The 26,537-nt window shown below is 59.5% G+C and carries 22 protein-coding genes; 16 read left to right on the plus strand and 6 right to left on the minus strand.

The genetic code is table 11. The annotated features are described in order from the left end of the window. Nucleotides 1–81: 81 nt before the first annotated feature. Nucleotides 82–1,209: an NAD(P)/FAD-dependent oxidoreductase gene (locus AB4N91_RS21690; RefSeq protein WP_460111769.1), complete on the plus strand. Its 1,128-nt coding sequence runs from the start codon at nt 82–84 to the stop codon at nt 1,207–1,209. 90 nt (nt 1,210–1,299) lie between these two features. Then, on the plus strand, nt 1,300–1,926 hold the full coding sequence (locus AB4N91_RS21695) for a helix-turn-helix transcriptional regulator (protein ID WP_010463098.1): 627 nt from the start codon (nt 1,300–1,302) through the stop codon (nt 1,924–1,926). A 75-nt stretch (nt 1,927–2,001) separates the two neighbouring features. Here AB4N91_RS21695 and AB4N91_RS21700 read toward each other — a convergent pair whose 3' ends face one another. The 6 genes from AB4N91_RS21700 to AB4N91_RS21725 all read right to left on the minus strand — a co-directional run bounded on the left by AB4N91_RS21700 (nt 2,002) and on the right by AB4N91_RS21725 (nt 7,357). After that, entirely contained in the window at nt 2,002–2,778 is a 777-nt protein-coding gene (locus AB4N91_RS21700) for an ABC transporter substrate-binding protein (RefSeq protein WP_010463099.1), read from the minus strand. A 307-nt stretch (nt 2,779–3,085) separates the two neighbouring features. Next, nucleotides 3,086–3,538 carry a molybdopterin synthase catalytic subunit MoaE gene (gene moaE / locus AB4N91_RS21705; RefSeq protein WP_010463100.1) on the minus strand — a complete coding sequence of 151 codons (453 nt, stop codon included), beginning with the start codon at nt 3,536–3,538 and terminating at the stop codon, nt 3,086–3,088. 1 nt (nt 3,539) lies between these two features. Then, nucleotides 3,540–3,782 carry a molybdopterin converting factor subunit 1 gene (moaD, locus tag AB4N91_RS21710; RefSeq protein WP_010463101.1) on the minus strand — a complete coding sequence of 81 codons (243 nt, stop codon included), beginning with the start codon at nt 3,780–3,782 and terminating at the stop codon, nt 3,540–3,542. Then, a complete protein-coding gene (gene moaC / locus AB4N91_RS21715; protein WP_010463102.1) occupies nt 3,779–4,252 on the minus strand; it encodes a cyclic pyranopterin monophosphate synthase MoaC in 474 nt (157 codons plus the stop codon). The genes moaD and moaC overlap by 4 nt, the downstream gene beginning before the upstream one ends. A gap of 238 nt (nt 4,253–4,490) precedes the next feature. Beyond that, nucleotides 4,491–5,885, minus strand: coding sequence for a PhoH family protein (locus tag AB4N91_RS21720; RefSeq protein ID WP_145306896.1), 1,395 nt, complete (start codon nt 5,883–5,885; stop codon nt 4,491–4,493). Between the two features lie 347 nt (nt 5,886–6,232). Then, nucleotides 6,233–7,357: a polysaccharide deacetylase family protein gene (locus tag AB4N91_RS21725; RefSeq protein ID WP_042932353.1), complete on the minus strand. Its 1,125-nt coding sequence runs from the start codon at nt 7,355–7,357 to the stop codon at nt 6,233–6,235. 265 nt (nt 7,358–7,622) lie between these two features. Between AB4N91_RS21725 and yaaA the strand changes: the two genes are divergently transcribed. The 14 genes from yaaA (at nt 7,623) to AB4N91_RS21795 (ending at nt 26,525) form a co-directional block, all read left to right on the plus strand. Continuing rightward, the gene (gene yaaA, locus AB4N91_RS21730) at nt 7,623–8,402 is read left to right on the plus strand and encodes a peroxide stress protein YaaA (RefSeq protein WP_010463107.1); all 780 of its coding nucleotides are present in this window, start codon (nt 7,623–7,625) and stop codon (nt 8,400–8,402) included. Between the two features lie 808 nt (nt 8,403–9,210). Further along, on the plus strand, nt 9,211–10,527 hold the full coding sequence (locus tag AB4N91_RS21735) for a nucleotide sugar dehydrogenase (protein ID WP_010463110.1): 1,317 nt from the start codon (nt 9,211–9,213) through the stop codon (nt 10,525–10,527). A gap of 227 nt (nt 10,528–10,754) precedes the next feature. Then, nucleotides 10,755–12,236, plus strand: a complete 1,482-nt coding sequence (alg8, locus tag AB4N91_RS21740; RefSeq protein WP_370654476.1) for a mannuronan synthase — start codon at nt 10,755–10,757, stop codon at nt 12,234–12,236. Between the two features lie 36 nt (nt 12,237–12,272). Continuing rightward, the gene (locus tag AB4N91_RS21745) at nt 12,273–13,442 is read left to right on the plus strand and encodes an alginate biosynthesis protein Alg44 (protein ID WP_077748266.1); all 1,170 of its coding nucleotides are present in this window, start codon (nt 12,273–12,275) and stop codon (nt 13,440–13,442) included. Nucleotides 13,443–13,451: 9 nt separating this feature from the next. After that, entirely contained in the window at nt 13,452–14,858 is a 1,407-nt protein-coding gene (gene algK / locus AB4N91_RS21750) for an alginate biosynthesis TPR repeat lipoprotein AlgK (RefSeq protein WP_010463115.1), read from the plus strand. After that, nucleotides 14,855–16,342 (plus strand): alginate export family protein, encoded by a 1,488-nt coding sequence (locus tag AB4N91_RS21755; protein WP_010463117.1) that lies wholly within the window; start codon nt 14,855–14,857, stop codon nt 16,340–16,342. The genes algK and AB4N91_RS21755 overlap by 4 nt, the downstream gene beginning before the upstream one ends. 26 nt (nt 16,343–16,368) lie before the next feature. Beyond that, entirely contained in the window at nt 16,369–17,958 is a 1,590-nt protein-coding gene (algG, locus tag AB4N91_RS21760; RefSeq protein WP_102595392.1) for a mannuronan 5-epimerase AlgG, read from the plus strand. Between the two features lie 10 nt (nt 17,959–17,968). Further along, nucleotides 17,969–19,429, plus strand: coding sequence for an alginate O-acetyltransferase (locus AB4N91_RS21765; protein ID WP_083374962.1), 1,461 nt, complete (start codon nt 17,969–17,971; stop codon nt 19,427–19,429). An 11-nt stretch (nt 19,430–19,440) separates the two neighbouring features. Further along, nucleotides 19,441–20,574: a mannuronate-specific alginate lyase gene (locus AB4N91_RS21770; RefSeq protein WP_010463124.1), complete on the plus strand. Its 1,134-nt coding sequence runs from the start codon at nt 19,441–19,443 to the stop codon at nt 20,572–20,574. Nucleotides 20,575–20,769: 195 nt separating this feature from the next. Then, complete coding sequence (locus AB4N91_RS21775; RefSeq protein WP_077748261.1) at nt 20,770–22,335, plus strand: MBOAT family O-acyltransferase; 1,566 nt, start codon at nt 20,770–20,772, stop codon at nt 22,333–22,335. A gap of 11 nt (nt 22,336–22,346) precedes the next feature. Then, nucleotides 22,347–23,522, plus strand: a complete 1,176-nt coding sequence (locus AB4N91_RS21780; protein ID WP_010463127.1) for an alginate O-acetyltransferase — start codon at nt 22,347–22,349, stop codon at nt 23,520–23,522. Between the two features lie 17 nt (nt 23,523–23,539). Further along, nucleotides 23,540–24,193: an alginate O-acetyltransferase AlgF gene (locus AB4N91_RS21785; RefSeq protein ID WP_042932354.1), complete on the plus strand. Its 654-nt coding sequence runs from the start codon at nt 23,540–23,542 to the stop codon at nt 24,191–24,193. Nucleotides 24,194–24,407: 214 nt separating this feature from the next. Then, nucleotides 24,408–25,859, plus strand: coding sequence for a mannose-1-phosphate guanylyltransferase/mannose-6-phosphate isomerase (locus tag AB4N91_RS21790; RefSeq protein WP_010463132.1), 1,452 nt, complete (start codon nt 24,408–24,410; stop codon nt 25,857–25,859). 201 nt (nt 25,860–26,060) lie between these two features. After that, entirely contained in the window at nt 26,061–26,525 is a 465-nt protein-coding gene (locus AB4N91_RS21795) for a multidrug transporter (protein ID WP_083374963.1), read from the plus strand. Nucleotides 26,526–26,537: the final 12 nt, after the last annotated feature.

Here is a 26,537-nt window from a genome sequence, read left to right on the forward strand (position 1 = left end):
TGACCCAACGCTATCGCGAGCAAGCTCGCTCCCACAGGGGACTTCCACAATTTCGGCATTTGCGCTCGACAGGAGACGTTCATGAGCCAGGCAGATTTCATCATCATCGGCGGCGGGATTGCCGGCGCTTCCACCGGTTTCTGGCTGTCGCAGCATGCTCGGGTGATTGTACTCGAACGCGAATCCCATCCGGCTTATCACTCCACCGGACGCTCCGCTGCGCTCTACACCGCCGCGTATGGCACACCGCAGGTTCGCGCGCTGACCCAGGCCAGCCGCGAATTCTTCGACGCCCCGCCAGTCGGTTTCTGCGAACACCCGCTGCTGACCCCGCGTGGCGAGATGACCGTGGACTTCACCGGCGACCCGGCCGAGCTGAACAATCAATACCTGAGCGCCAAGGCCACGGTGGCGGAAATGCAACTGCTCAGTGCCGACGAAGCCTGCGCGCGCCTGCCGATCCTGCGCCGTGAAAAAGTCCATGGTGCGATCTACGACCCGACTGCCAGCGACATCGACACCGATGCCCTGCACCAGGGTTACTTGCGCGGTATCCGTCGCAATAAAGGCGAAGTCCACACCGACAGCGAAGTGCTGAGCCTGACCCGCAATGCAGAAGGCATGTGGCAGGTTCAAACCAACAACCAGACTTTCAGCGCACCGATCATCATCAACGCGGCAGGCGCGTGGGCCGACAAGATCGGCGAGCTGGCTGGCGCCAAGTCGTTGGGCCTGCAACCGAAGCGGCGCGCGGCGTTCATCTTCGCCGGCCCCGAGGGCGTGGACATCCACCATTGGCCGATGCTGGTCAGCCTCGACGAATCGTTCTACATGAAACCCGACGCCGGAATGTTCCTCGGCTCGCCAGCCAACGCCGACCCGGTGGAGCCGCACGACGTGCAGCCCGAAGAGCTGGACATCGCGATGGGCATCTACCAGATAGAAGAAGCCACCACGCTGACCATCCGCCGTCCGACCCGCACCTGGGCCGGTCTGCGCAGCTTCGTAACGGACGGAGACCTGATCTGCGGCTTCGATCAACATGTGCCAGGGCTGTTCTGGGTCGCGGCGCAAGGCGGCTACGGCATCCAGACATCACCTGCCATGGGCCAGGCCAGCGCAGCGCTGATACGCGGTGAAGCCTTGCCCGAACAGCTCAGCCGTTTCGGCCTGGACGCCGAGATGCTCTCCCCTGCCCGCCTGGGTTGATTTTCGTCCTCAGGTGACGTGTCGACCCGATTGCGGCAAACTTCCAGCGCCCTTTTTGCAGGGCGCTGACGCTGCCTGGAGTTCCACCGTATGAACGCACCTGAAAAAGACCCGGCCATGGACAACTACCGGGCGATCGCCGATGCGATCGCTACGTTGTTCTTCCCTCATGCCGAGGTGGTGCTGCACGATCTGCGCACGCAAAAAATCGATTACATCGCCAACAATCTGTCCAAGCGGGAAGTGGGCGATGACGCGGCACTGGAGGACATGCTCAGCGACGATGTCAGCGAACGGAACATCGGGCCCTACGAAAAGCTCAATTGGGATGGCCAGAAGATTCGCAGCCTGAGCAGTGTCTTGCGCGACAGCGATGGCCACCCACTGGCGGTGCTGTGCATCAACCTGAACATCTCGTTGTTCGAAAATGCCAAGGCCGCGCTCGACCTGTTCCTGTCACCAAGCAAACTGATTCCGCAACCGGACTCTCTGTTTCGTGATGACTGGCAGGAGCGCATCAATACCTTCCTGCACGCCTGGCTGCGCGAACGTCAGCTGAGCCTGAACCTGCTGACGCGCGACCACAAACGTGAACTGGTGCTGGCGTTGCACGCCGAAGGGGCCTTCAAGGGCAAAAGCGCTTCGAACTATGTGGCCAATGTGCTGAACATGGGGCGGGCGACTGTTTACAAGCATTTGAAGGAATTGAAGGGCTGAGCCCTGAGGTGTTTGTTGCCTGATCTGACGCCATCGCAGGAACGCCGCCCGGCGGCGTTCCTGCGATGCGGTTGATCAATCGCCGTAGATGTCAGCCTTGAAGTACTTCTCGGAAATCTTCTGATACTCGCCACTCGCACGAATGCCATCAATGGCAGTATTCAACTGGCTCACCAGCTCGGTGTTGCCCTTGCGCACCGCAATCCCGGCACCCTCGCCCACGTACTTCGGATCCTTCAACTCCGGCCCGACAAAGGCATAGCCCTTGCCACGCGGCATCGCCAGGAAGTCACTCAACGGGATGGTGTCGGCAAAAATGGCGTCGAGGCGACCGGCTGCCAGGTCCATGTAGATTTCTTCGTTGTTGCCGTAGCGCTTGACGTTGATGCCCTTCGGTTCAAACACCTCGGTGGCGTAACGGTCGGTGGTGGTGGCGCGCTGTACACCGACAGTCTTGCCCTTGAGGCTGGCGTATTGGTCATCCACGGACGCGCCTTCCTTCATCACCAGACGCGATGAAGTGAAGTAGTACTTGTGGGAGAAATCCACCGACTTCTTGCGGTCTTCGTTGATGGTCATGGACGACAGCGCCATGTCGATTTTTTTCACTTTCAGGGAAGGAATCAGACCGTCGAACTCGCCTTCGACCCACACGCACTTGACCTTCATTTGCGCACACAGGGCATTGCCGATGTCGTAGTCGAAACCGACGATCTCGCCCTTGTCGGTTTTCGACGCGAAGGGCGGATAAGCGGCTTCGATGCCGATGCGCAGGGTTTTTTCGGCGGCGAACAGCGTGCTGCACGCGAACAGGCTCAGCGCCAGACCGGTGATGAGGGGGAATTTCTTCATGTTCGTTCTCTCGCGGGTTGTTGTTGGTTTGGCAAGACAGAAGAAAGAGCTGGAAACGGGGAAATACCTTTTTTGTACTTATAATTCCATACTGGACTTTTATGTATTAGCCGTCAATTGGGGAGAATGGAGATGTGCCGGCCGGTGGTCGGGCGAGGGTCACTGGGATTTTTGGTGTTGCTGATGGCCTCTTCGCGGGCAAGCCTCGCTCCTACAGGTTTTGTGTTGTTCACAAAATGTGCGCACGACACAAAACCTGTAGGAGCGAGGCTTGCCCGCGAAGGCATACTGGCAGACACCGCAGGAATCACTGCTTCCAGCGATCCGCCGCCGTATGATCGCTGTCACGCCCTTCCACCCAACGCGGTCCGTCTCGGGTGTTTTCCTTCTTCCAGAACGGCGCACGGGTTTTCAGGTAGTCCATGACAAAGGCGCAGGCGTCGAACGCCGCCTGGCGATGGGCGCTGGCGGCGCCGACGAAGACGATCGGTTCGCCCGGTTCAAGGGCGCCGATCCGGTGCAGCACTTCAAGCTTGAGCAGCGGCCAGCGCTGTTCAGCCTCCAGGGCGATTTTGCCGAGGGCTTTTTCGGTCATGCCCGGATAGTGCTCGAGAAACATCCCGGACACATCGAGCCCGTCATTGAAGTCGCGCACATAGCCGACAAAACTCACCACCGCCCCGACGCCGACATTGGCGGCGTGCATGGCATTGACTTCCGCACCCGGATCGAAGGCCGTGGACTGCACGCGAATCGCCATGTCAGCCCCCGGTCACGGTCGGAAAGAACGCCACTTCGTCACCGTCAGTCACCGGTTCGTCGAGCTGGCAGAGGTCCTCGTTGCGGGCGCACATCAAGTTCTGCTCGCTCAGCACCTCGGCACCGTCACGCTGAGCCAGCAATGCACGGACGTCGTCGACCGTGGCGAAATCGCCTTCAACCTTGATTGAGTCCACGCCAAGCGCTTCGCGGTAGCGGGCAAAAAACTTCACGGTGACGTTCATGGTTGATCTGCCTGGAAATGGCCGCTCTTGCCACCGAGTTTTTCCAGCAGCCGCACGCTTTCGATGGTCATGCCACGGTCCACGGCCTTGCACATGTCGTAGATCGTCAGCGCGGCGACACTGGCGGCGGTCAGGGCTTCCATCTCGACGCCGGTCTGTCCGGACAACTTGCAGCGCGCGACGATGCGCACGGTGTCATCGCCTTCGGCACTCAGCTCGACCTTGACGCCGGTGAGCATCAGCGGATGGCACAGGGGAATCAGATCGCTGGTCTTCTTCGCAGCCTGAATGCCGGCGATGCGCGCCACGGCGAACACATCACCCTTGGGGTGACCGCCGCTGACGATCATCTGCAGGGTTTCGGGGAGCATGCGCACCAGCGCTTGAGCGGTTGCCTCACGGAACGTCACGGCTTTTTCGGTGACGTCGACCATAGTGGCGCGACCTTGGGAATCGAGATGAGTCAGCACAGGTTTACTCCTGATCAGGAGCGTCGATTGTAAACCTGTGGGTCAAATTTCCGCACGTTTGATTATTGGATGAATGGCCCTTGCAGGAGAGAGGCTTGCCCGCGAAGGCGGCGTGTCAGATAGATTGATGTTGAATGTGCGGTCGTCTTCGCGGGCAAGCCTCGCTCCTGCAAGGGAATTTGTGTTGGGCATAAAAAAACCGGGCGGCTTTTGGGGCCGCCCGGTTCTGGTGACGTAGTTACAAATGCGTTTCGGCGTATTCGGCCAGAATCGAACGTGGCACCCCTTGCAGGGTGATGTGTACACCGTTGGGGAAATCCTTGAAGCGTTCGGTCAGGTATGTCAATCCGGAGCTGGTCGCGGACAGGTAAGGGGTGTCGATCTGCGCCAGGTTGCCCAGGCACACCACTTTGGAACCGGCGCCGGCACGGGTGATGATGGTTTTCATCTGGTGCGGTGTCAGGTTCTGGCATTCATCAATCAGGATCAGACTCTGCTGGAAGCTGCGGCCTCGAATGTAGTTGAGGGATTTGAACTGCAACGGCACTTTGCTGAGGATGTAATCGACGCTGCCATGGGTGTTTTCGTCATCCATGTGCAAGGCTTCAAGGTTGTCGGTGATGGCGCCCAGCCAAGGCTCCATTTTTTCCGCTTCGGTGCCGGGCAGGAAACCGATTTCCTGGTCCAGGCCCTGCACGCTGCGCGTCGCGATGATCCGGCGGTAGCGCTTGCTGACCATGGTCTGCTCGATCGCCGCCGCCAGGGCCAGGATGGTTTTACCGGAGCCGGCAGCACCCGACAGGTTGACCAGGTGGATGTCCGGGTCAAGCAAGGCGTATAGCGCCAGGCTCTGATAGATGTCACGGGGTTTAAGGCCCCACGCTTCCTGGTGCAGCAGCGGTTCCTGGTGCAGGTCAAGGATCAGCAGCCGGTCTTCCTCTATCTCCTTGATCCAGCCGACGAAGCCCTGTTCGTCAATGATGAACTCGTTGATGTGGACGGCCGGCAGGTTGTCGATCAATTGCACCTGATGCCAGGTGCGACCGTGATCCTGACGGGTTTCGACATTCCTCACCCTGTCCCAGAAGGAGCCGTCCATGTTGTGATAACCGTTGGGCAGCAACGAAACGTCATCGACCAGTTGGTCGGTGCTGTAGTCCTCGGCCGCGATCCCGCACGCCCGGGCCTTGAGGCGCATGTTGATGTCTTTGGTGACCAGCACCACGGGCAGTTTCGGCTCGCGCGCGTGCAGGTCGATCAACTGGTTGATGATGATGTTGTCGTTCAGGTGTTCGGGAAGAATGATGTTCGGTTCGGCACGCTTGCTCATCAGAATTGACAGCAAACCCTTGGGCCCACTCTTGCCGCGCTGGATCGGCACACCGAGCTCGACGTCTTCGGGGCTGGCATCGCCCAGGGTCTTGTCGATCAGGCGAATCGCCTGACGGCATTCTGCGGCCACGCTGTGATGCCCGCTCTTGAGCTTGTCCAGCTCCTCAAGCACGGTCATCGGGATGGCAACGTGGTGTTCTTCGAAATTAAGCAGGGCGTTTGGATCGTGAATCAATACGTTGGTATCGAGTACATAAAGGATTGGCTGGTTGGAGGAAGAACTACGTCCGTGATCATCCATACTCGGTCACCTTTGTGGGAGCCATTCGACGCAATACCGTGACAGTGCTGCGCCTCGAAGTGGCCACCGAATTCACCTGCGAGGATTCAAGTGAACTGCGAACAAGTAGGGTCTTGGAAGACGCCACCTGTGTTGCAGGTTTCGGCGGTCTGTCTTCGTAATACTCCAAAACCCATGACAGAAAAAAGTACTTTGACGTTTTTTTGAAGTTTATTTTTCAGAGTGACCAATAGCACTAGGCGGATGGCCATCACCCCGTTAAAGTCGGAAGTCCGCCTGCATCGAAATCTGCTCGAAAATCACCCCGCCGCGCCCTCCTCCCCAATGATTCCGGGCTTTTTACGGTTTCAGCGAAACGCGTCCTGACAGTCCTCCCAACCGATCCCGCTTTGCGCCGTTTGCGTGATGAGCCAGGGCATCGCCGTTTTCACCGCATCCTGCTTCACATTGAAGTTGATCACCCCATGTCGCCATAGCAGCATCAGCGTCAACACGCGCTGGGCGCTCGGGTTGCCCTTGAGCTTGCCGGCGCCATCCTGGGCATCGATGTCCCACAGTGCCACCTGCAAACCCTGAGCCTTGAAGAAGCCTTCGGCGTCAGAACGACGCTGGCCATCGGGCGGACGGAACAGCGGCACGTAATTCTCCGGCAGTTTGCTTTTGACCAGCTCGACGCTGCGGCGCACCGAGTCCTGCCAGTCCTGCCAGTGGCTGTGGGAGCGAAACTCCCAGCCTTGCACGCCAATGCACTGCGTTGAATAGGTCGCTTGCAGACTGGCCACCGAGCGCTCGGCCAGACGCGCCTGAATGTCTTTGCCCAGGACGAAGAAGGTGCCACTCATGTTCGACTTGCGCAGGTACTCGGTGACCCAGCCGGTGTTGTCCGGCGTGATATTGGCGGCGCTGTCGAACGTCAGCAAAAACAGCCGGTCATGCATCTCTTCGCCGTTGCGCTCATAGTCACCAAAACGATCGACTTCGCTGCTGCTCTGCGGAAACAGGGCCGCCTTGCGCAGTTGCTCGTCCAGATACTGGGCGTGGAACAACCGGCTCGGCTCCGACCACTTGATGTAATAGCTGTCGTCGCTGACCTGAAACTTGGCCGCTTGCTGGCGCAGGGTGTCCATGTCCTCGACGAGGAAACAGAAGGAAGCATCCTGATCGCAGCTCTGCTGGGCGAAGTTGTAGTTGGTCAGCAGTCGCTGCCACAGGCGCTGGCGCAGGTTGTTGACGGCCTCCAGATTAATCTTGCGCAGGCCCAGACGCTGGGCCAGGCTCGCTTCATCCAGCGACTCGCTCGCCAGCAGCACCCGCGAAAACATGAGGATTTCGGCGCGTGATGCCACGTCGAACAGCGTCGGGCTGCTGAGCTTTTCCGGCCAGGTGCTGCGATCAAGCGTCGCCACATCGCCCGGCGCCGCCATGGCACCAAAGCTCAATAGCCAGGCCGATAATAGAAAAACGATACGCAATGGGATGTCTCCATAACAAAACCCGCGCGGCACTATAGCTGATCCTGCCCACATTCCCGCAGCCGCACTGACCCCCGTAGGAGCGAGGCTTGCCCGCGAAGGCGGTGTGTCAGTCGGCATCACCGGTAACTGGCACACCGCCTTCGCGGGCAAGCCTCGCTCCTGCAGGGTTTGTGCAACACCACCGATCACCTATGGACTTGATAGCTGGAGTCAACCGGTCCAACCCCCTAGAATCGCCCCCACGATTAAAGGAGACGACTTCATGCTGATGGTGATTTCCCCCGCCAAGACCCTCGACTACGAAACACCGCCGGCGACCCAGCGCTTCACCCAGCCGCAATACCTGGACCACTCCCAGGAATTGATCATGCAACTGCGCGACCTGACGCCCGCGCAGATCAGTGAGTTGATGCACGTCTCCGACAAGATCGGCGGCCTCAACGCCGCGCGTTTCGGCAGCTGGACGCCAGCGTTCACACCGGAAAACGCCAAGCAGGCATTGCTCGCCTTCAAGGGTGACGTTTACACCGGCCTCAACGCACAAACTTTCAGCGAAGCCGATTTCGATTACGCGCAACAGCACTTGCGCATGCTCTCAGGCCTGTACGGCCTGCTGCGTCCTCTGGACCTGATGCAACCGTATCGTCTGGAGATGGGCACCAAACTGGCGAATGCCCGTGGCAAGGACCTGTATGCGTTCTGGGGCACCCGGATCAGCGAATGGCTGAACGAAGCCCTGGCCGATCAGGGCGACGACGTGTTGTTGAACCTGGCCTCCAACGAGTACTTCTCGGCGGTCAAACGCAGTGCCCTTAACGCACGCATTATTAATACCGACTTCAAAGACCTTAAGAACGGCCAATACAAGATCATCAGCTTCTACGCGAAAAAAGCGCGCGGAATGATGAGTCGTTTTGTCATTGAAGAGCGCGTCAACGACCCGGCAGACCTCAAAAACTTTGACGTTCAAGGCTATCGCTACAGCGCCGAACAGTCTAAACCGGACCATCTGGTGTTCCTGCGCGATCACGCGCCAGAGTAAGCACCTGACCGGCGCACGACAGCAAAAAATCGTCGTGCGTCGACGTCTGATCGTCCAACAATTCCCCGCCTTGTTCGCCGACTTATTGGCGCCAGAAATCCATCGTCTGATTTTCTAACTTTAGTTTCACTCGACTTTGATGTTTTTTTTGAGTAGTGGCACTGAAATTTTTTATCAGTAGTGGCACAAAACTATCTGACTCGATAATAAGCCTATATATAAAGGGCCAAACGGCAAGTGCTATCAATCTGAGAGCAGTGCCATCTTTCCCAATATTTCAAGAAATTTCAGAATCGGCGATGGGCGGGCAGGAACTATGTCCAAATGCGTAGCTCATACCACCGGTAACGATTTTCTCGATGCATGTACGAGATAACTTACGCAGAGAAGAGCGTCACATAGCGAAGTTGTCACATTAACTTCTGCAGACCGGACCTCTAATTTGGGCAACACATACAGGACAGGAGATACGCTTATCAATATCCCCTTCAAGGCCAAGGCTGCGCCCCTATAAACGTGCTCACCTGAGCACCCAACCGCTTGATTTACGGGCTTATTGCCTGGCATTGAGCGCGCAAGACCTTTGCACACGGTCCTCTGATTAGAAGATCGGCTGCATAACAGGGCATATCAGAATAATAAGGCCTAGTTGCGCACATCTTGAGTGCACTTATTTAGACACTCGGAACTTTGTATGCCTGCACGCGGCACTGCGGCGCCCGTAAGGCCGCACTTGCGAGTGCACTATAACGATGAACACCATTAACTCCGGCCATGTAATGGCTTGATAAACACAGAGGTAATTGCGATGCGCATCAGCATATTTGGTTTGGGTTACGTCGGCGCAGTATGTGCCGGTTGCCTGTCTGCACGGGGCCATGACGTCGTTGGCGTCGATGTTGCCAAAGACAAAATCGATATGATCAACGCCGGCCGTTCGCCGATCGTTGAACCGGGTCTGGGCGAACTGCTGAAGAAGGGTATCGAGACGGGCAAATTGCGCGGCACGACCAACTTCGCCGAAGCGATTCGCGACACCGACCTGTCGATGATCTGCGTCGGTACGCCGAGCAAGAAGAACGGCGACCTGGAACTGAACTACATCGAAGCGGTATGCCGCGAGATCGGTTTTGTCCTGCGTGACAAGACCACCCGCCACACCATCGTGGTTCGCAGCACCGTGCTGCCGGGCACTGTCGCAAACGTTGTCATCCCGATCCTCGAAGACTGCTCCGGCAAGAAAGCCGGTGTCGACTTCGGCGTTGCAGTGAACCCTGAGTTCCTGCGTGAAAGCACCGCGATCGCCGATTACGACCTGCCGCCAATGACCGTCATCGGCGAGTTCGACAAGGCCTCGGGCGACGTTCTGCAATCGCTGTACGAAGAGCTCGACGCACCGATCATCCGCAAGGACATCGCTGTCGCCGAGATGATCAAGTACACCTGCAACGTGTGGCACGCCACCAAGGTGACCTTCGCCAACGAGATCGGCAACATCGCCAAGGCTGTCGGCGTCGATGGCCGTGAAGTGATGGAGGTGGTCTGCCAGGACAAGACGCTGAACCTGTCCCAGTACTACATGCGTCCTGGCTTCGCGTTCGGCGGCTCTTGCCTGCCGAAGGACGTTCGCGCCCTGACCTACCGCGCCGGCTCGCTGGACGTGGAAGCACCGCTGCTGAACTCGCTGATGCGCAGTAACGAGTCCCAGGTGCAGAACGCCTTCGACATCGTTTCCAGCCACGACAAACGCAAAGTCGCCCTGCTGGGCCTGAGCTTCAAGGCCGGCACCGATGACCTGCGCGAAAGCCCGCTGGTAGATCTGGCGGAAATGCTGATCGGCAAGGGCTACGACCTGAGCATCTACGACAGCAACGTCGAATACGCCCGTGTCCACGGCGCGAACAAGGATTACATCGAGTCGAAGATCCCTCACGTCTCGTCCTTGCTCAACGCTGACTTCGACGACGTGATCGCCAACTCCGACGTGATCATCCTCGGCAACCGTGACGAGAAATTCCGCGCCCTGGCGCAGAACGCTCCACACGGCAAGCAAGTCGTCGATCTGGTTGGCTTCATGTCCAAAGCCACCAGCGTCAGCGGTCGTACCGAAGGCATCTGCTGGTAACAAGCCGTTCCCTGTAGGAGCCAGGCTTGCCGGCGAACCAGACGACTTGATGTGTCAGGTACACCGCCTCGCTCCTGTAGGAGCCAGGCTTGCCGGCGAACCAGGCAACGCGGTGTGTCAGGCACACCGCCTTCGCGGGCAAGCCTCGCTCCTACGGTTTTTTATGCCTGCCTTAACCCCATCGGGCCACCCCACAGGCTCGCCCGAGATAGAGACGGATGCAGATTATGCACAGGCTAAAGCACGGCCTACTTCAGGCCGCCGGTTGGCTGTTTTACCTAAGTTTATTGATGGGCATCGCCATGGCGTTGCCTGCGTCCACATTCGATTCCGATTCGAAGGATTTTATCTTCCTCATCGGTTTCATCGGCATCTGGCGCTACTCGATGGGCGCCACGCACTTTGTGCGCGGGATGCTGTTTCTGTACGTGGTCTACCCGCACCTGCGGCGCAAAGTGCGCAAGCTGGGTGACGCGGCAAACCCGTCCCATGTTTTCTTGATGGTCACCAGCTTCCGTATCGACGCGCTGACCACCGCCCAGGTCTACGCCTCCGTCATTCGCGAAGCGATCGACTGCGGCCTGCCGACCACCATGGTCTGCTCCATCGTCGAAATGTCCGATGAGAAGCTGGTGAAAAGCCTTTGGACGAAGATGAATCCGCCGGATCGGGTCAAGCTCGACTTCGTGCGCATTCCCGGCACCGGCAAGCGTGATGGCCTGGCCTACGGTTTCCGCGCCATCTCCCGCCACCTGCCGGACGACCGCGCAGTGGTTGCAGTGATCGATGGCGACACCGTGCTCGCCGAGGGCACCGTGCTCAAGACCGTGCCGTGGTTCCAGCTGTTCGGCAATGTCGGCGGCCTGACCACCAACGAGTTCTGCGAAGTGCGCGGCGGCTACATCATGAGCGAATGGCACAAACTGCGATTCGCCCAGCGCCACATCAACATGTGCTCGATGGCCTTGTCCAAGCGCGTACTGACCATGACCGGCCGGATGTCGGTGTTTCGCGCGACCGTGGTCACCAACCCGGACTTCATCGCCGACGTGGAAAGCGACTCGCTGCAACACTGGCGCCTGGGCCGCTTCAAGTTCCTGACCGGTGACGACAAGTCGAGCTGGTTCAGCCTGATGCGCCTGGGCTACGACACGTTCTACGTGCCGGACGCCGCGATCCACACCGTGGAGCATCCGCCGGAAAAAAGCTTCATCAAGGCCAGTCGCAAACTGATGTTCCGCTGGTACGGCAACAACCTGCGCCAGAACGCCCGCGCCCTGGGCCTGGGGGTTAAACGCCTCGGCCTGTTCACCTCGGTGGTGCTGTTCGATCAGCGCGTGTCGATGTGGACCTCGTTGCTGGGCTTGACGGTCGCGCTGATCGCCAGCTTCAAGTACGGCACTGCGTTCATCCTGGTGTACCTGCTGTGGATCGGCATTACCCGCCTGATCCTGACCGTGCTGCTGTCGTTGTCCGGTCACCGGATCGGCCCGGCCTACCCGGCGATTCTCTATTACAACCAGATCGTCGGCGCGCTGGTGAAGATCTACGTGTTCTTCCGCCTCGACCAACAGTCCTGGACTCGCCAGCCCACTTCCCTGACCCGTGACCTCGCCAGCTTTCAACGTTGGTTCAACACCTGGTCGTCTCGGACCATGACCTTCTCCGCCGGCAGCATCTTTGTTGCCGTGCTGCTGATGATGGTCTGACCGCCCCCTTATTGAATTAACCAGGAAAACGCCCCTATGAATACCGCCGTCAACGCCAACGTAGTGCATGAGTCAGAAGCCCAGCGCCAACACGCCCGAGTGAAAATCCCGGCCAAGCTGCGTTTCTTCGGTCCCGACCGGACCCCGGTAGAAGCTCGAGTGATCGACCTCTCCGCTGGCGGCCTGGCCTTCAACGCCGGTCAGCTGCCGCTGAAAACCGGCGATGTGTACAAGGCGCGCCTGCAATTCGTCATCGATAACCTCGGCCTGGCCATGGACGTGGAATTGCTGATCCGCTCCGTCGACCGCCAGACCGGCCGCATCGGTTGTCAGTTCCAGAACCTGGAACCCCAGGATATTTCCACCCTGCGTCACCTGATCACCTCGCACCTGGCCGGCGACATCGTCAGCATGGGTGAAGTGCTGGCGACCCTGCAGCGCGACAACTTCACCAAGGCGCGCAAGATGAAGGACGGCGGCCACGGCATGACCGCGTTCGGTCGTCTGCGCGCCGTGACCTTCAGCCTGGCGATTTTCATCGTCGGCCTCGCGGCGTTCGGTTTCATCTTCAAGTCGGTGTACGGCATGTACTTCGTCAGCCACGCCCAGGCGGGCCTGGTCAGCGTGGCAGGCATGAACATCACCATGCCCCGCGACGGCACCGTACAGAGCCTGATCAAGGCCGACGGCGTTGCTGCCAAAGGCGCGCCGCTCGCAACGTTCAGCACCAGCATGCTCGACGTACTCAAGGGCCATCTGGACGACAACCAACTGCAACCGGCCAAGGTTGAAGAACTGTTCGGCAAGCAAATGACCGGCACCCTGACCTCGCCGTGCGATTGCACCGTGGCCCAGCAACTGGTCGCCGACGGTCAGTACGCCAGCAAAGGCGACGTGATCTTCCAACTGGTGCCGCGCAACAGCGAAGCCAATGTTGAAGCGCGCTTCTCCTATCGCCAGTTCGGCGATGTGCTGCCAGGCAACACGGTCAGCTTCCAGATCGCCGGTGAAGACAAAACCCGCAGCGGCAAGATCGTCAGCAGCACCAGCCTGAAAAGCGCCGACCTTTCCTCGGACATCCGCGTGCTGATCCAGCCTGACGAGCCGCTCGACAGCAAGTTCGCCGGTCGCCCGGTTGAAGTGAACAGCACCCGTGGTCCGAACCTGAACTGGCTGATCGACAAAGCCATGGCCGCCGGTATTTAAGCAGAGGACATGCCCGTGACTAGCCCACTCAGAATCCTGCCGGTCCCGCTGACCCTGGCCATGGCAATTGCTCTGGCCGGTTGTGCCGGCCTTCCAGACCAACGTCTGGCTAACGAAGCCCTCAAGCGCGGTGACACCGCGCTGGCGGCGCAGAATTACCAGCAACTGGCAGACCTGGGCTACAGCGAAGCACAGGTTGGCCTGGCCGATATCCAGGTCGATAGCCGTGACCCGGCGCAGATCAAACAGGCCGAGGCGACTTATCGCGCCGCGGCCAGCGTCTCGCCGCGGGCCCAGGCTCGCCTGGGTCGTCTGCTGGTGGCCAAACCCGGCTCCACCGAAGCCGAACAGCACGAAGCCGAAGGCCTGTTGAAAAAAGCCTCGGCCGCTGGTGAAGGCAACACCCTGATCCCGCTGGCGATGCTGTACCTGCAATACCCGCACAGTTTCCCCAACGTCAACGCCCAGCAGCAGATCAGCCAATGGCGCGCCGAGGGCAAACCGGAAGCGGGCCTGGCTCAAGTGCTGCTCTATCGCACCCAGGGCACTTACGACCAGCACCTGGACGAAGTGGAAACCATCTGCAAAGCGGCGTTGAACACCACCGACATCTGCTACGTCGAACTGGCCACGGTCTATCAGAAACAGGCCAAGCCTGAGCAACAGGCCGAGCTGATCAAGCAGATGCAAGCCGCTCACGCTCGCGGCACGGTCACCGCTCAACGCGTGGACAGTGTGGCTCGCGTATTGGGCGATGCGAGCCTGGGCAAGACCGACGAGAAAACCGCTCAGTCGCTGCTCGAAGGCATCGCTCCGGGCTACCCCGCTTCCTGGGTCAGCCTCGCACAATTGCTCTACGACTTCCCGGAACTGGGCGACGTCGACACGATGATGAAGTATCTGGACAACGGCCGCGCCGCCGACCAGCCGCGCGCCGAACTGTTGCTGGGTAAGCTCTATTACGAAGGCAAAATGGTGCCGGCCGACGCGAAGGCTGCCGAAGAACACTTCAAGAAAGCCGTCGACCGAGAAGTGGCCGCCGATTACTACCTCGGCCAGATCTACCGTCGCGGTTACCTGGGCCAGGTCTATTCGCAGAAAGCGCTGGACCACCTGCTCAAGGCTGCGCGCAATGGCCAGAACAGCGCCGACTTCGCCATTGCCCAACTGTTTTCCCAAGGCAAGGGCACCAAGCCCGACCCGCTTAACGCTTACGTCTTCAGCCAATTGGCCAAGACGCAGAACACCCCGCAAGCCACCGAGCTTGCGCAAACACTCGAAGCCCAACTGCCGCCTGCCCAGCTCGCCGAGGCCAAACGTCTGTTGAAACAAGAACAGGACGTTCGTGGTGCCTTGAGCCAGAACACGCTGGAACTGCATGCCCTGCAAGAAGAAGACGGCGAGGAATCCCTATGAAGCTGAATCCATTCGTGAAGGCCGGTATTGGCCTGTCGTTCGCCCTGTTGTGGTCGTGCCCGACCCTGGCGGCCCTGACTGAAAGCAAAAACTACGGCCTTGATGTGAAAATCACCGGCCAGTCCCAAGACGACACCGATCTGGGCACCGCAAGCGGCGGCGACGTCAACGGCGTCGGCCTCGACCTGCGTCCATGGATCTACGGCGAGAGCGGCGCGTGGAGCGGCTACGCCATGGGTCAGGCCGTGACGTCCACCGACATCATCGAGACCGACACGCTGCAGCAGTCCGACAGCGACGGCACCCAGACCACCGACAACGGTGATCGCAAGAGCAAGAAAAACTACCTGGCGATGCGCGAGTTCTGGGTCGGCTACAGCGGCCTGACGCCGTACCCTGGCGAGATCCTCAAGCTCGGTCGCCAGCGCCTGCGCAACGACGATGGCCAATGGCGCGACACCAACATCGAAGCCCTGAACTGGACCTTCGACACCACCCTGTTGCGTGCCAACGCCGGTGTGGCCGAACGCTTCAGCGAATACCGCACCGACCTCACCGAGCTGGCTCCGAAAGACAAGGATCGCCTGCATGCTTACGCCGATGCGGCGTATCAGTGGACGCCGGGCAACTGGGTCGGCATTCGTGGTCATCACACCCACGATGACGGCAAGCTTGACTATCCACAACCTGGTGTTCCGGCCGATTCTCTGGACAAGAAAGAGAACGGCGACATCAGCTGGATCGGCCTGACCGCCGACAGCGATGCCTACAACTGGCGCAACACCAACACCGTCAATTACTGGGGCAGCGTCACCGGCATGAGCGGCGACCGCGACACGGTCAATCCGCTGAACGCCGACGGCACTCCGCCGGCACAAGCCAAGACCAGCGGCAACGTCGATGGCTGGGCCACTGACCTGGGCGTGCGTCTGCGCCTCGATCCGCAATGGCAAGTCGGTGCAGCCTATGCCCGCGCCAGCGCCGATTACGAACAGAACGGCCTGGAAAGCAATCGCTCGAACTACACCGGTACCCGTTCGCGGGTTCACCGTTTCGGCGAAGCCTTCCGTGGCGAAATGAACAACATGCAGACCGCTACGCTGTTCGGTTCGTGGATGCTCAACGACGAATACGACGCCAGCGTGATCTACCACAAATTCTGGCGTGTCGACGGCAACAAGCCGGTCGGCAGCAACGGCATCAACGCCGTGCAGAACGACACCGACGACGTGACCGGCGCTGTGCTCTCCAGCACGTCCCTGCCGCTGGAAGATGGCAACAAAGACCTCGGCCAGGAAATGGACGTGGTCGTCACCAAGTACTTCAAGCAAGGCCTGCTGCCGGCCTCCCTGAGTCAGTCGATCGATGAGCCTTCGGCCCTCGTGCGCTTGCGTGGCGGTGTGTTCAAGCCGGGCGATGCGTATGGCAAAGGCGTCGATTCGTACATGCACCGCGCGTTTATCGACGTGATCTGGCGCTTCTGATGCGAACCGCGAAGGGAGTTCCTGACATGAACAGTCCGAAGAGAGGCTCGTTGACCTTGCTGGCCGGCGCGATGCTGCTGGCCAGCTCGGCGGCCTTCGCCACTGCGGAGCCGGTAGCGCCCGCGCAGAAAGGGCAGCCGGCGACCATTGCCAAGGGGCTGCAACAGGCCAAGACCTACACCGTCAACAGCGCGCCGACCGAACCGCTGGAACTGGCTGCGCCGAAGCTGCCGGACACCTCCGGCTACACCGCCGAAGCCATCGCCGCGAAAGTCGTGCGCACCAAGGCCGGCAAAATCAGCGTGCGCCGGATGATGCAGGAGAACGCCCTGAAGGACTTCATCGGCGGCGATAACAAGATGGCCGAGTGGGTGGTGCGTCAGCACGGCATCCCACAGGCGATCTTCGTCGACGACGGCTACATGAACCTCAAGGATCTGGCCAAGAAACTGCCCAAGCAGTACTTCAGCGAAACCTCGCCGGGTGTGTTCCTGGCGAAGTTGCCGATCGTGGTAGGTGAGAAAGGCATCCTGGAAATCGACAAGCAGACCCAGGAACTGCGCCTGTCCCAAGAGTCCGGTTCGTTCCTGGTCAACGACGGCCAGCTGTTTGTGCGTGATACCAAAATCACTGGCTGGAGCGAGAAGGCAAACGGCCCGGCGGCCTTCAAGTCGCCGAAGGAATTCCGTCCGTTCCTGCTGTCCTGGGGCGGCACCCAGACCTACATCGCCAACAGCAAGATCGCCAGTTTCGGCTACGCCAACAGTAAGTCTTACGGCGTGAGTATTTCCCAGTACACGCCGAACATGGCCAAGGTGCTCAAGCGTCCTGAACCGACCGGCTGGATCGTCGGCTCCGAGTTCTCGGACATGTGGTACGGCTTCTACTGCTACGAGACCCGCGACTTCGTAGTCAAGGGCAACACTTACAAAGACAACATCGTCTACGGCATTGACCCGCATGACCGTTCCCACGGACTGATCATCGCGGACAACACCGTATTCGGGACCAAGAAGAAGCACGGGATCATTATTTCCCGTGAGGTCAACGACAGTTTCATCTTCAACAACCGCAGCTACGACAACAAGTTGTCAGGCATGGTGATTGACCGTAACAGCGTGAACAACGTCATCGCCTACAACGAGATCTACAAGAACCACACCGACGGCATCACCCTCTACGAGAGTGCTGACAACCTGCTGTGGGGCAACAAGGTGATCAGCAATCGCCGCCACGGCATCCGTATTCGTAACAGCGTGAACATCCGTCTCTACGAAAACCTCGCCATGGCCAACGGCCTGACGGGCGTCTACGGCCACATCAAAGACCTGAGCGACACCGACCGGGACATCAAGCTCGACCCGTTCGACGCCCAGGTGTCGCTGATCATCGTCGGTGGCGAACTGGCCGGCAACGGCAGCGGACCGCTGTCCATCGACTCGCCGCTGAGCGTCGAGTTGTATCGCGTGTCCATGCTCGCCCCGACCAAATCCAGCGGCATCAGCTTCAACGGGATTCTTGGCGAGCGCCAGGATGAAATTCTCGACTTGCTGGTGCGCCAGCAGAAAGCCGTGCTGATCGACCCTGTCGAACGCCAGACCGAAATGCAGGACTGAGGATAATTTTATGCACCCACACTTGATCAAATTACTCAGCCTGTCGGCCCTGACCGCCGGCATTCTCGCGGCCAGCGCCGGCGTCCGTGCCGATGAAGCTGCCAGTAAAGTAAGTCCGCCGAGCTTCAGCGCCGAACCGTGCTGCAACCTGTGCCCCGAAGCCCATGACGCGAAGAACTACACCACGCGTTATCAGCAGAACTTCACCACGCTGGTGCAGGCTCAGGGCGACTGGCTGTTCCGGACCCAGGAAGACTTGCGCACCGAATTCGACACCACCCCCGCCGGCTACAAACGCATGAAAGAGCTGCACGATGCGTTCAAGAGCAAAGGCGTGGAACTGGTCATCGTTTACCAGCCCACCCGTGGTCTGGTGAACCGCAACAAACTGAATCCGGAAGAAAAAGCCAAATACGATTTCGACAAGGCGCTGAAGAACTACAAGACCATGCTCGGCCGTTTCGCCGCCATGGGCTACGTGGTTCCGGACCTGTCGCCGCTGACCAACGAATCGCTGCCCGACACCCTGCCGGCCCACGACTTCTACTTCCGCGGCGACCAACACTGGACGCCGTATGGCGCCCAGCGCACGGCGAAAATCGTCGGCGAGAAAATCAAGCAACTGCCTGAGTTCGCTGACATTCCCAAGCGCGAATTCGAGAGCCATAAGTCGGGTCGCATGGGCAAGACCGGAACATTACACAACATGGCCGGTCAACTCTGTGGCACCAGCTACGCGATCCAGTACATGGATCAGTTCACCACCGAGCCCAAGGGCGAAGCGGCCGACGGCGACCTGTTCAGTGACTCCGGCAATCCCGAGATCACCCTGGTCGGCACCAGCCACAGTGGCAAGAACTACAACTTCGCCGGTTTCCTCGAAGAGGCCATCGGCGCCGACATCCTCAACGTGGCGTTCCCCGGCGGTGGCCTGGAAGGTTCGATGCTGCAGTACCTGGGCAGCGAAGAGTTCCAGACCAAGCCGCCGAAGATTCTGATCTGGGAATTCTCGCCGCTCTATCGCCTCGACCAGGAAACCATCTACCGCCAGATGATGGCGCTGCTGGACAACGGTTGCGAAGGAAAGGATGCACAGATGACCGGCAGCACCACGTTGAAACCGGGCAAGAACGAATTAATGGTCAACAGCAAGAACCTGAACCTGCAAAACGGCAGTCACCAGGTCGACATCCGCTTCGCCGATCCATCGGTGAAAACTTTGCAAGCCACCCTCTGGTACATGAACGGTCGCCACGAGGACATCAAAATCGAAAAACCGGAAACCTCCGACACCGACGGGCGCTTTGCCTTTGAGTTGCGCACGGACGAAGACTGGGCCACGCAGAATGTGCTGGCCGTCGAAATCCAGGGCCCTGAAGCAGGTGCCACGCCACAGAAAGTCGAAGCGAAAATCTGCAAACGCAATGTATTCCCTGGCGCTGGGCAGCGTACCGCTCAAGCCGGGCAATGAGGCAACCTCTTATGACATGCATGCAAACCCGAACTTTGAAAAAGTTACTCGCGCCCTCCCTGCTGACGTTGGCGATGTTCGCCGGCGCCACCCAGGCCGCCGCGCCACTGCGCCCGCCACAGGGCTACTTCGCGCCGATTGAAAAAGTCAAAACCGGCGACAAGAGCGAAGGCTGTGATGCGATGCCGACGCCGTACACCGGCTCACTGCAATTTCGCAGCAAGTATGAAGGCTCCGACAAGGCCCGTTCGACCCTGAACGAGGCCTCGGAAAAAGCCTTCCGCGACACCACCGCCGACATCACCAAGATGGAGCGCGGCACCAGCAAGCGCGTGATGCAGTACATGCGTGACGGTCGTCCGGAACAACTGGAATGCACCCTGAATTGGTTGACCGCCTGGGCCAAGTCCGATGCGTTGATGTCCAAGGACTTCAACCACACCGGCAAGTCCATGCGCAAATGGGCATTGGGCAGCATGGCGTCGGCTTACATTCGCCTGAAGTTCTCCGATTCGCAACCGCTGGCCAACCATCAGCAAGAGTCGCAGTTGATCGAAGCCTGGTTCAGCAAAATGGCGGATCAGGTGGTCAGCGATTGGGACAACCTGCCGCTGGAAAAAACCAACAACCACTCGTACTGGTCCGCCTGGTCGGTGATGGCAACGTCCATCGCCACCAACCGTCGCGACCTGTTCGACTGGGCAGTGAAGGAATACAAAGTCGGCGCCAATCAGATTGACGCCCAGGGTTTCCTGCCCAACGAACTCAAGCGCCAGCAACGCGCCCTCGCCTACCACAACTACGCCCTGCCGCCGCTCGCGATGATCGCCAGTTTCGCTCAGGTCAACGGTGTGGACTTGCGTCAGGAAAACAACGGCGCGCTGAAACGCCTGGGTGACCGGGTGTTGTCGGGGGTTAAAGACCCGGACGAGTTCGAGAAAAAGAACGGCAAGGAACAGGACATGACCGACCTCAAGGTCGACTCGAAATTCGCCTGGCTCGAACCGTTCTGCACGCTCTACACCTGCTCGCCGGATGTGCTCGAGAAAAAACACGAGATGCAGCCGTTCAAGACCTTCCGCCTCGGGGGTGACCTGACCAAGGTCTACGACCCGGCCAACGAGAAAGGCAAAAAAGGCTCCTAGAGCCAAACGCAAAACCCCTGTGGGAGCGAGCCTGCTCGCGAATGCGGCCTGACATTCACTAAAGATGTCGACTGATACACCGCTTTCGCGAGCAGGCTCGCTCCCACAATGAAGTGATGTTGCCCTCTGGATTTTGATGGGGGGTTTGGGGGGGCCGTTGGCCCTTGACTGTTGGTTAAACATGGAGAGACCGGGATGGTATTTTCATCCAACGTGTTCCTGTTTTTGTTCCTGCCGATCTTTCTCGGCATGTACTACTTGAGCGGAATACGCTATCGCAACCTGCTGCTGCTGCTCGCCAGCTACGTGTTCTATGCCTGGTGGCGTGTGGACTTCCTTGCGCTGTTCGCAGCCGTCACGTTGTGGAACTACTGGATCGGCCTCAAAGTCGGTGCCGCAGGCGTTCGGACCAAACCGGCACAACGCTGGTTGCTGCTGGGCGTGGCCGTCGACCTGTGCATTCTCGGCTACTTCAAGTACGCCAACTTCGGCGTCGACAGCATCAACGCGATGATGACGTCGGTCGGTCTGTCGCCGTTCATCCTGACCCACGTGCTGTTGCCGATCGGGATCTCGTTCTACATCTTCGAGTCCATCAGCTACATCATCGACGTCTATCGGGGAGACACCCCGGCGACCCGCAACCTGATCGACTTTGCCGCATTCGTGGCGATCTTCCCGCACTTGATCGCCGGCCCGGTGTTGCGTTTTCGCGACCTCGCCGACCAGTTCAACAACCGCACCCACACCCTCGACAAGTTCTCCGAAGGTGCCACGCGGTTCATGCAGGGTTTCATCAAGAAGGTCTTTATCGCCGACACCCTCGCGGTGGTGGCCGACCATTGCTTTGCCTTGCAGAACCCGACCACGGGCGACGCCTGGCTGGGCGCCCTCGCCTACACCGCGCAGTTGTATTTCGACTTCTCCGGCTACAGCGACATGGCCATCGGCCTGGGCTTGATGATGGGTTTCCGCTTCATGGAAAACTTCAAGCAGCCGTACATCAGCCAGTCGATCACCGAGTTCTGGCGTCGCTGGCACATCAGCCTGTCGACCTGGTTGCGTGACTATCTGTACATCACCCTCGGCGGTAACCGTAAAGGCACGCTGATGACCTATCGCAACCTGTTCCTGACCATGCTGCTCGGTGGTCTGTGGCACGGCGCGAACATCACCTACATCATCTGGGGTGCGTGGCACGGCATGTGGCTGGCGATCGAAAAGGCCCTGGGCCTGAACACCTCGCCACGCAGCATCAACCCGATCCGCTGGGCCCTGACTTTCCTGCTCGTGGTCATGGGCTGGGTGATCTTCCGTTCGGAAAACCTGCACGTCGCCGGTCGCATGTACGGCGCGATGTTCAGCTTCGGCGAATGGTCGTTGTCGGAACTCAACGCGGCCAGCCTCACCGGCCTGCAAGTGGCGACCCTGGTCGTGGCTTACATGACCCTGGCGTTCTTCGGCATCCGCGATTTCTACAGCAACCTGCCGCCTGAGAAGACCAAGCCTGTGGTCAACGTCGAGGCCGATGGCCCGGCCGCTGCCACGCCTGGAATGATCAAAGCCGTACCGGGCGACAACCCGACCAGCATCCACGAGCCTGGCTACACCGTTGGCGTTGAAGCCACCGTGCAACCGGCCTACTGGACCGCGGACTGGTCCCGCTACGTGATGCGCACGCTGGTACTGGTGCTGTTCATCGCCTCGATTTTCAAACTCTCGGCGCAAAGCTTCTCGCCGTTCCTTTACTTCCAGTTCTGAGGGATCTGACCATGACCCGCTCATTACGTATCTTCTACATCGCCCTGTTCATGGTGACCCTGCTGGTGCTGGGCCTGTGGTCGACGCGCAGCTTCTTCGGCTTCAGCACCAACGCCGATGCGACGGTACTCAATGGCCGCTGGGCCAAGGCTGTGGAAACGCACTACGACGAGGAGTTCCCGATCAAGCGCCTGGGCACCAACCTTTGGGCCGCGCTGGATTTCAAACTGTTCAACGAAGGTCGTCCGGGCGTTGTGCTCGGCCGCGATCAATGGTTGTACAGCGATGAAGAATTCAACCCGATCGTCAACGAAGAGTTGAACCTGCAAGGCAACTACGCGCTCGTAGAAGGCGTACGCCAGGAACTCAAGGCCAAAGGCGTGAAACTGGTGATGGCGATTGTGCCGGCCAAAACTCGCCTGTACCCGGAACACCTGGGCGCAGTGAAACCTTCGAGCATTCACGCCAACCTCTATGAAGACTTCCACGCTCGCGTGGCAGCCAACAAGATCATCGCGCCTGACCTGTTCGGCCCGATGCTCAAAGCCAAGCTGGACGGCGAGCAAGTGTTCCTGCGCACCGACACCCACTGGACCCCGGAAGGCGCACAAATCGCCGCCGAGACCCTGGCCAAGACCATTGCCGAGAAAACCCCGCTCAGTGGCGAGCCGCAACGCTTCGTCACCGAACCTGCGGAGAAGGTCACGCACAAGGGCGACCTGCGGTTGTTCCTGCCGCTGGACCCGCTGTTCGAAAACCTGATGCCGAAGACCGAGCCGTTGCAAAAGCGCAACACCGTGGTCGCGCAAGACCAGCCTGCCGGTGATGACGCGCTGTTCGCCAACACCGAAGTGCCGGTGGCCCTGATCGGCACCAGCTACAGCGCCAACCCTAACTGGAACTTCGTCGGGGCGCTGAAACAAGCGCTGAACAGCGACGTGGTCAATTACGCCGAAGACGGCCACGGCCCGATTCTGCCGATGCTCAGCTACCTGAAAAGTGATGCTTTCAAGAACAGCCCGCCACAGGTGCTGATCTGGGAGTTCCCTGAACGTTATCTGCCTGTGAACAACGAAATAGGCGACGCCGACCCGCAGTGGGTCGCAGAGCTCAAAGAAGCCGGCGCCCGCCAACAAAACGTAGCCGCAAACACTAAATCCGAGACGCCCGACCGGGCGCAAAACTGAAAGAGAGAGGTACTACCATGACTTTCACTACTACTCCTCGCCGTCTCGCCAAGACCTTCGCACTTGTTGCTGGCATGAGCGTGTTGTCGATGTCCGCCTTTGCTGGTGACGCTGCACTCTACGGCCCGACTGCACCGAAAGGTTCGAGCTTCGTCCGTGTCTACAACGCCGGTAACGCTGAAGTCAGCGCCACCGTCGGCAGCACCAACCTGGCCGAAGTCGCGCCGCTGTCCAGCACCGACTTCAGCTTCATGCCGGGCGGCGACTACAGCGCCAAGGTCGGCAGCCAGACCCTGCCGGTGAAACTGGCCGGTGATCACTATTACACCCTGGTCAACAACGCCAGCGGCGCGCCGCAACTGATCGAAGAGCCGCCGTTCAAGAACAAGCAGAAATCCCTGGTTCGCGTGCAGAACCTCAGCGACAAGGCCCTGACCCTGAAAACCGCTGACGGCAAGACCGAAGTGGTGCCTTCCGTAGCGGCCAAGGGCCGTGGCGAACGTGAAATCAACCCGGTCAAAGTCAGCCTGGCCCTGTACGACGGCGCGACCAAAGTCGGCGACGTGAAACCGGTTGCCCTGGAACGCGGTGAAGCCGCCGTGCTGTACGTCACCGGTAAAGGCAGCAGCCTGTCGCCAGTCTGGGTAAAACGCCCGGTTTCGACGCGCTAAACATTTTGCCTGACTGACGCTGTTCCCTTGTGGGAGCGAGCCTGCTCGCGATAGCGGTCTGACATTCAACATTGATGTCGACTGATACGCCGCCTTCGCGAGCAGGCTCGCTCCCACATTGAACCGCAGTGCCAGTCGGGACACGGAATAAGAACAAGAGTGAAACGACAGAACGCAGTAGCTCTGACCCATACGATTTTCAAGGAGTAACAACATGATTCCGGTGATCTTGTCAGGTGGTAGCGGCTCACGTCTTTGGCCGCTTTCGCGTAAGCAATTCCCTAAACAGTTCCTCGCCCTGACCGGCGAACACACGCTGTTCCAGCAAACCCTGGAACGCCTGGTGTTTGAAGGCATGGACACCCCGATCGTGGTCTGCAACAAAGACCACCGCTTCATCGTCAACGAGCAGCTGAGCAACCGTAAACTGGAAACCCAGCGCATCCTGATGGAACCGTTCGGCCGCAACACGGCGCCGGCCGTGGCCCTGACCGCGATGATGCTGGTCAATGAAGGTCGCGACGAGTTGATGCTGGTGCTGCCGGCCGACCACGTGCTGGACGACCAGAAAGCCTTGCAACGTGCGCTGGCCCTGGCCACCGTCGCTGCCGAAAACGGCGAAATGGTGCTGTTCGGCGTTCCGGCCACCAAACCGGAAACCGGCTACGGCTATATCAAATCGACCGCTGACTCCCTGCTGCCCGAAGGCGTCAGCCGCGTCTCGCACTTCGTCGAAAAACCGGACGTCAAGCGCGCCACCGAGTTCGTCCAGTCCGGCGGTTACTTCTGGAACAGCGGCATGTTCCTGTTCCGTGCCAGCCGCTTCCTGGAAGAGCTGAAAAAACACGATCCAGACATCTACGACACCTGCCTGCTGACGCTTGAACGCAGCGAACAGGATGCCGACACCGTCACCATCGACGAAGCGACTTTCGCCTGCTGCCCGGACAATTCCATCGATTACTCGGTCATGGAAAAAACCCAGCGCGCCTGCGTCGTACCGCTGACCGCCGGCTGGAGCGATGTCGGTTGCTGGTCGTCGCTGTGGGAAGTGAACGAAAAAGACGCCAACGGTAACGTCACCAAAGGCGACGTGGTCATTCAGGACAGCAAAAACTGCATGATCCACGGCAACGGCAAACTGGTGTCGGTGATCGGCCTGGAAAACATCGTGGTCGTCGAAACCAAGGACGCCATGATGATCGCCCACAAGGACAAGGTCCAAGGCGTGAAACAGATGGTCAACACCCTCAACGAGCAGGGCCGCAGCGAGACCCAGAACCACTGCGAAGTCTATCGTCCGTGGGGCTCCTACGACTCGGTGGACATGGGCGGCCGTTTCCAGGTCAAGCACATCTCGGTCAAGCCGGGCGCGTGCCTGTCCCTGCAAATGCACCATCACCGCGCCGAACACTGGATCGTGGTCAGCGGCACGGCCGAAGTGACCTGCGACGAAAACGTGTTCCTGCTCTGCGAGAACCAGTCGACCTACATCCCGATCGCCTCGGTTCACCGCCTGCGCAACCCGGGCAAGATTCCACTCGAGATCATCGAAGTGCAATCGGGCAGCTACCTGGGTGAAGACGATATCGAGCGGTTCGAAGATATCTACGGTCGCTCCACCCCGATCGAACGCGGCGTGTCGGTGAAAACCATCGCGCAGTAAGCGTTCAGTAAAACAAAAGCCCCCGTCCAGTCCGCTGCGTTTTCCCTATCCGCAGCGGGTTGGTCGGGGGCTTTTTTGTTCGTTCCCACGCTCTGCGTGGGAGTTCAGCCCGGGATGCTCCGCATCCCATTGGAACGCGCAATGTCCATTCCCTCAGCCCTTCGGTAGGATGGTGGCCATGAGTTCAAGGAGCGTTCAAACATGTTCATCGGCGTCTTGCTGGTTATTACCTGGCTGATCCTGTTGCTGCGCTACCCGGCCAAGGCCTTGCCCGTCTCGGTGGCGGCCGCCATCGGCCTGGGTCTGGTGGCCACGTGGGTGATCTGGATGGACAACCGCGAGGTCAAGCAACTGGCGCGCCTGGAGTTGCGCATCACCTACGCGCCGGAACACTGCCCGGCAGACCGGCCGTTGAAACTGACCATGAACAACGGCAACGACGTGCCGCTGACCGAGTTGCGCTGGCGTGTCGCCGCGTATGCGCCGGGCGATACGGTCAATCTGGCCGACAATCAATACACCGCCCCGCGCTATCGCGGCCCCGGCGAACTGCAAGCCGGCGCCAACTGGGAAGACTGCTTGCCCCTGCCGCCGCTGCGCCCTGGCTATCGCCCGCAAACCCTGGAGTTTCGCGCCGAGCGTTTGCAGGGTAGTTTCTCCGACTGATCCCCCTACTTC

Source organism: Pseudomonas sp. H3_D04 (genome assembly GCF_054669175.1).

Coding starts and splice junctions, on each gene's coding strand:
- AB4N91_RS21690 (WP_460111769.1), top strand. CDS start 82: ATGAGCCAGGCAGATTTCATCATCATCGGCGGCGGGATTGCCGGCGCT.
- AB4N91_RS21695 (WP_010463098.1), top strand. CDS start 1,300: ATGAACGCACCTGAAAAAGACCCGGCCATGGACAACTACCGGGCGATC.
- AB4N91_RS21700 (WP_010463099.1), bottom strand. CDS start 2,778: ATGAAGAAATTCCCCCTCATCACCGGTCTGGCGCTGAGCCTGTTCGCG.
- moaE (WP_010463100.1), bottom strand. CDS start 3,538: ATGGCGATTCGCGTGCAGTCCACGGCCTTCGATCCGGGTGCGGAAGTC.
- moaD (WP_010463101.1), bottom strand. CDS start 3,782: ATGAACGTCACCGTGAAGTTTTTTGCCCGCTACCGCGAAGCGCTTGGC.
- AB4N91_RS21720 (WP_145306896.1), bottom strand. CDS start 5,885: ATGGATGATCACGGACGTAGTTCTTCCTCCAACCAGCCAATCCTTTAT.
- yaaA (WP_010463107.1), top strand. CDS start 7,623: ATGCTGATGGTGATTTCCCCCGCCAAGACCCTCGACTACGAAACACCG.
- AB4N91_RS21735 (WP_010463110.1), top strand. CDS start 9,211: ATGCGCATCAGCATATTTGGTTTGGGTTACGTCGGCGCAGTATGTGCC.
- alg8 (WP_370654476.1), top strand. CDS start 10,755: ATGCACAGGCTAAAGCACGGCCTACTTCAGGCCGCCGGTTGGCTGTTT.
- AB4N91_RS21745 (WP_077748266.1), top strand. CDS start 12,273: ATGAATACCGCCGTCAACGCCAACGTAGTGCATGAGTCAGAAGCCCAG.
- algK (WP_010463115.1), top strand. CDS start 13,452: ATGCCCGTGACTAGCCCACTCAGAATCCTGCCGGTCCCGCTGACCCTG.
- AB4N91_RS21755 (WP_010463117.1), top strand. CDS start 14,855: ATGAAGCTGAATCCATTCGTGAAGGCCGGTATTGGCCTGTCGTTCGCC.
- algG (WP_102595392.1), top strand. CDS start 16,369: ATGAACAGTCCGAAGAGAGGCTCGTTGACCTTGCTGGCCGGCGCGATG.
- AB4N91_RS21765 (WP_083374962.1), top strand. CDS start 17,969: ATGCACCCACACTTGATCAAATTACTCAGCCTGTCGGCCCTGACCGCC.
- AB4N91_RS21770 (WP_010463124.1), top strand. CDS start 19,441: ATGACATGCATGCAAACCCGAACTTTGAAAAAGTTACTCGCGCCCTCC.
- AB4N91_RS21775 (WP_077748261.1), top strand. CDS start 20,770: ATGGTATTTTCATCCAACGTGTTCCTGTTTTTGTTCCTGCCGATCTTT.
- AB4N91_RS21780 (WP_010463127.1), top strand. CDS start 22,347: ATGACCCGCTCATTACGTATCTTCTACATCGCCCTGTTCATGGTGACC.
- AB4N91_RS21785 (WP_042932354.1), top strand. CDS start 23,540: ATGACTTTCACTACTACTCCTCGCCGTCTCGCCAAGACCTTCGCACTT.
- AB4N91_RS21790 (WP_010463132.1), top strand. CDS start 24,408: ATGATTCCGGTGATCTTGTCAGGTGGTAGCGGCTCACGTCTTTGGCCG.
- AB4N91_RS21795 (WP_083374963.1), top strand. CDS start 26,061: ATGTTCATCGGCGTCTTGCTGGTTATTACCTGGCTGATCCTGTTGCTG.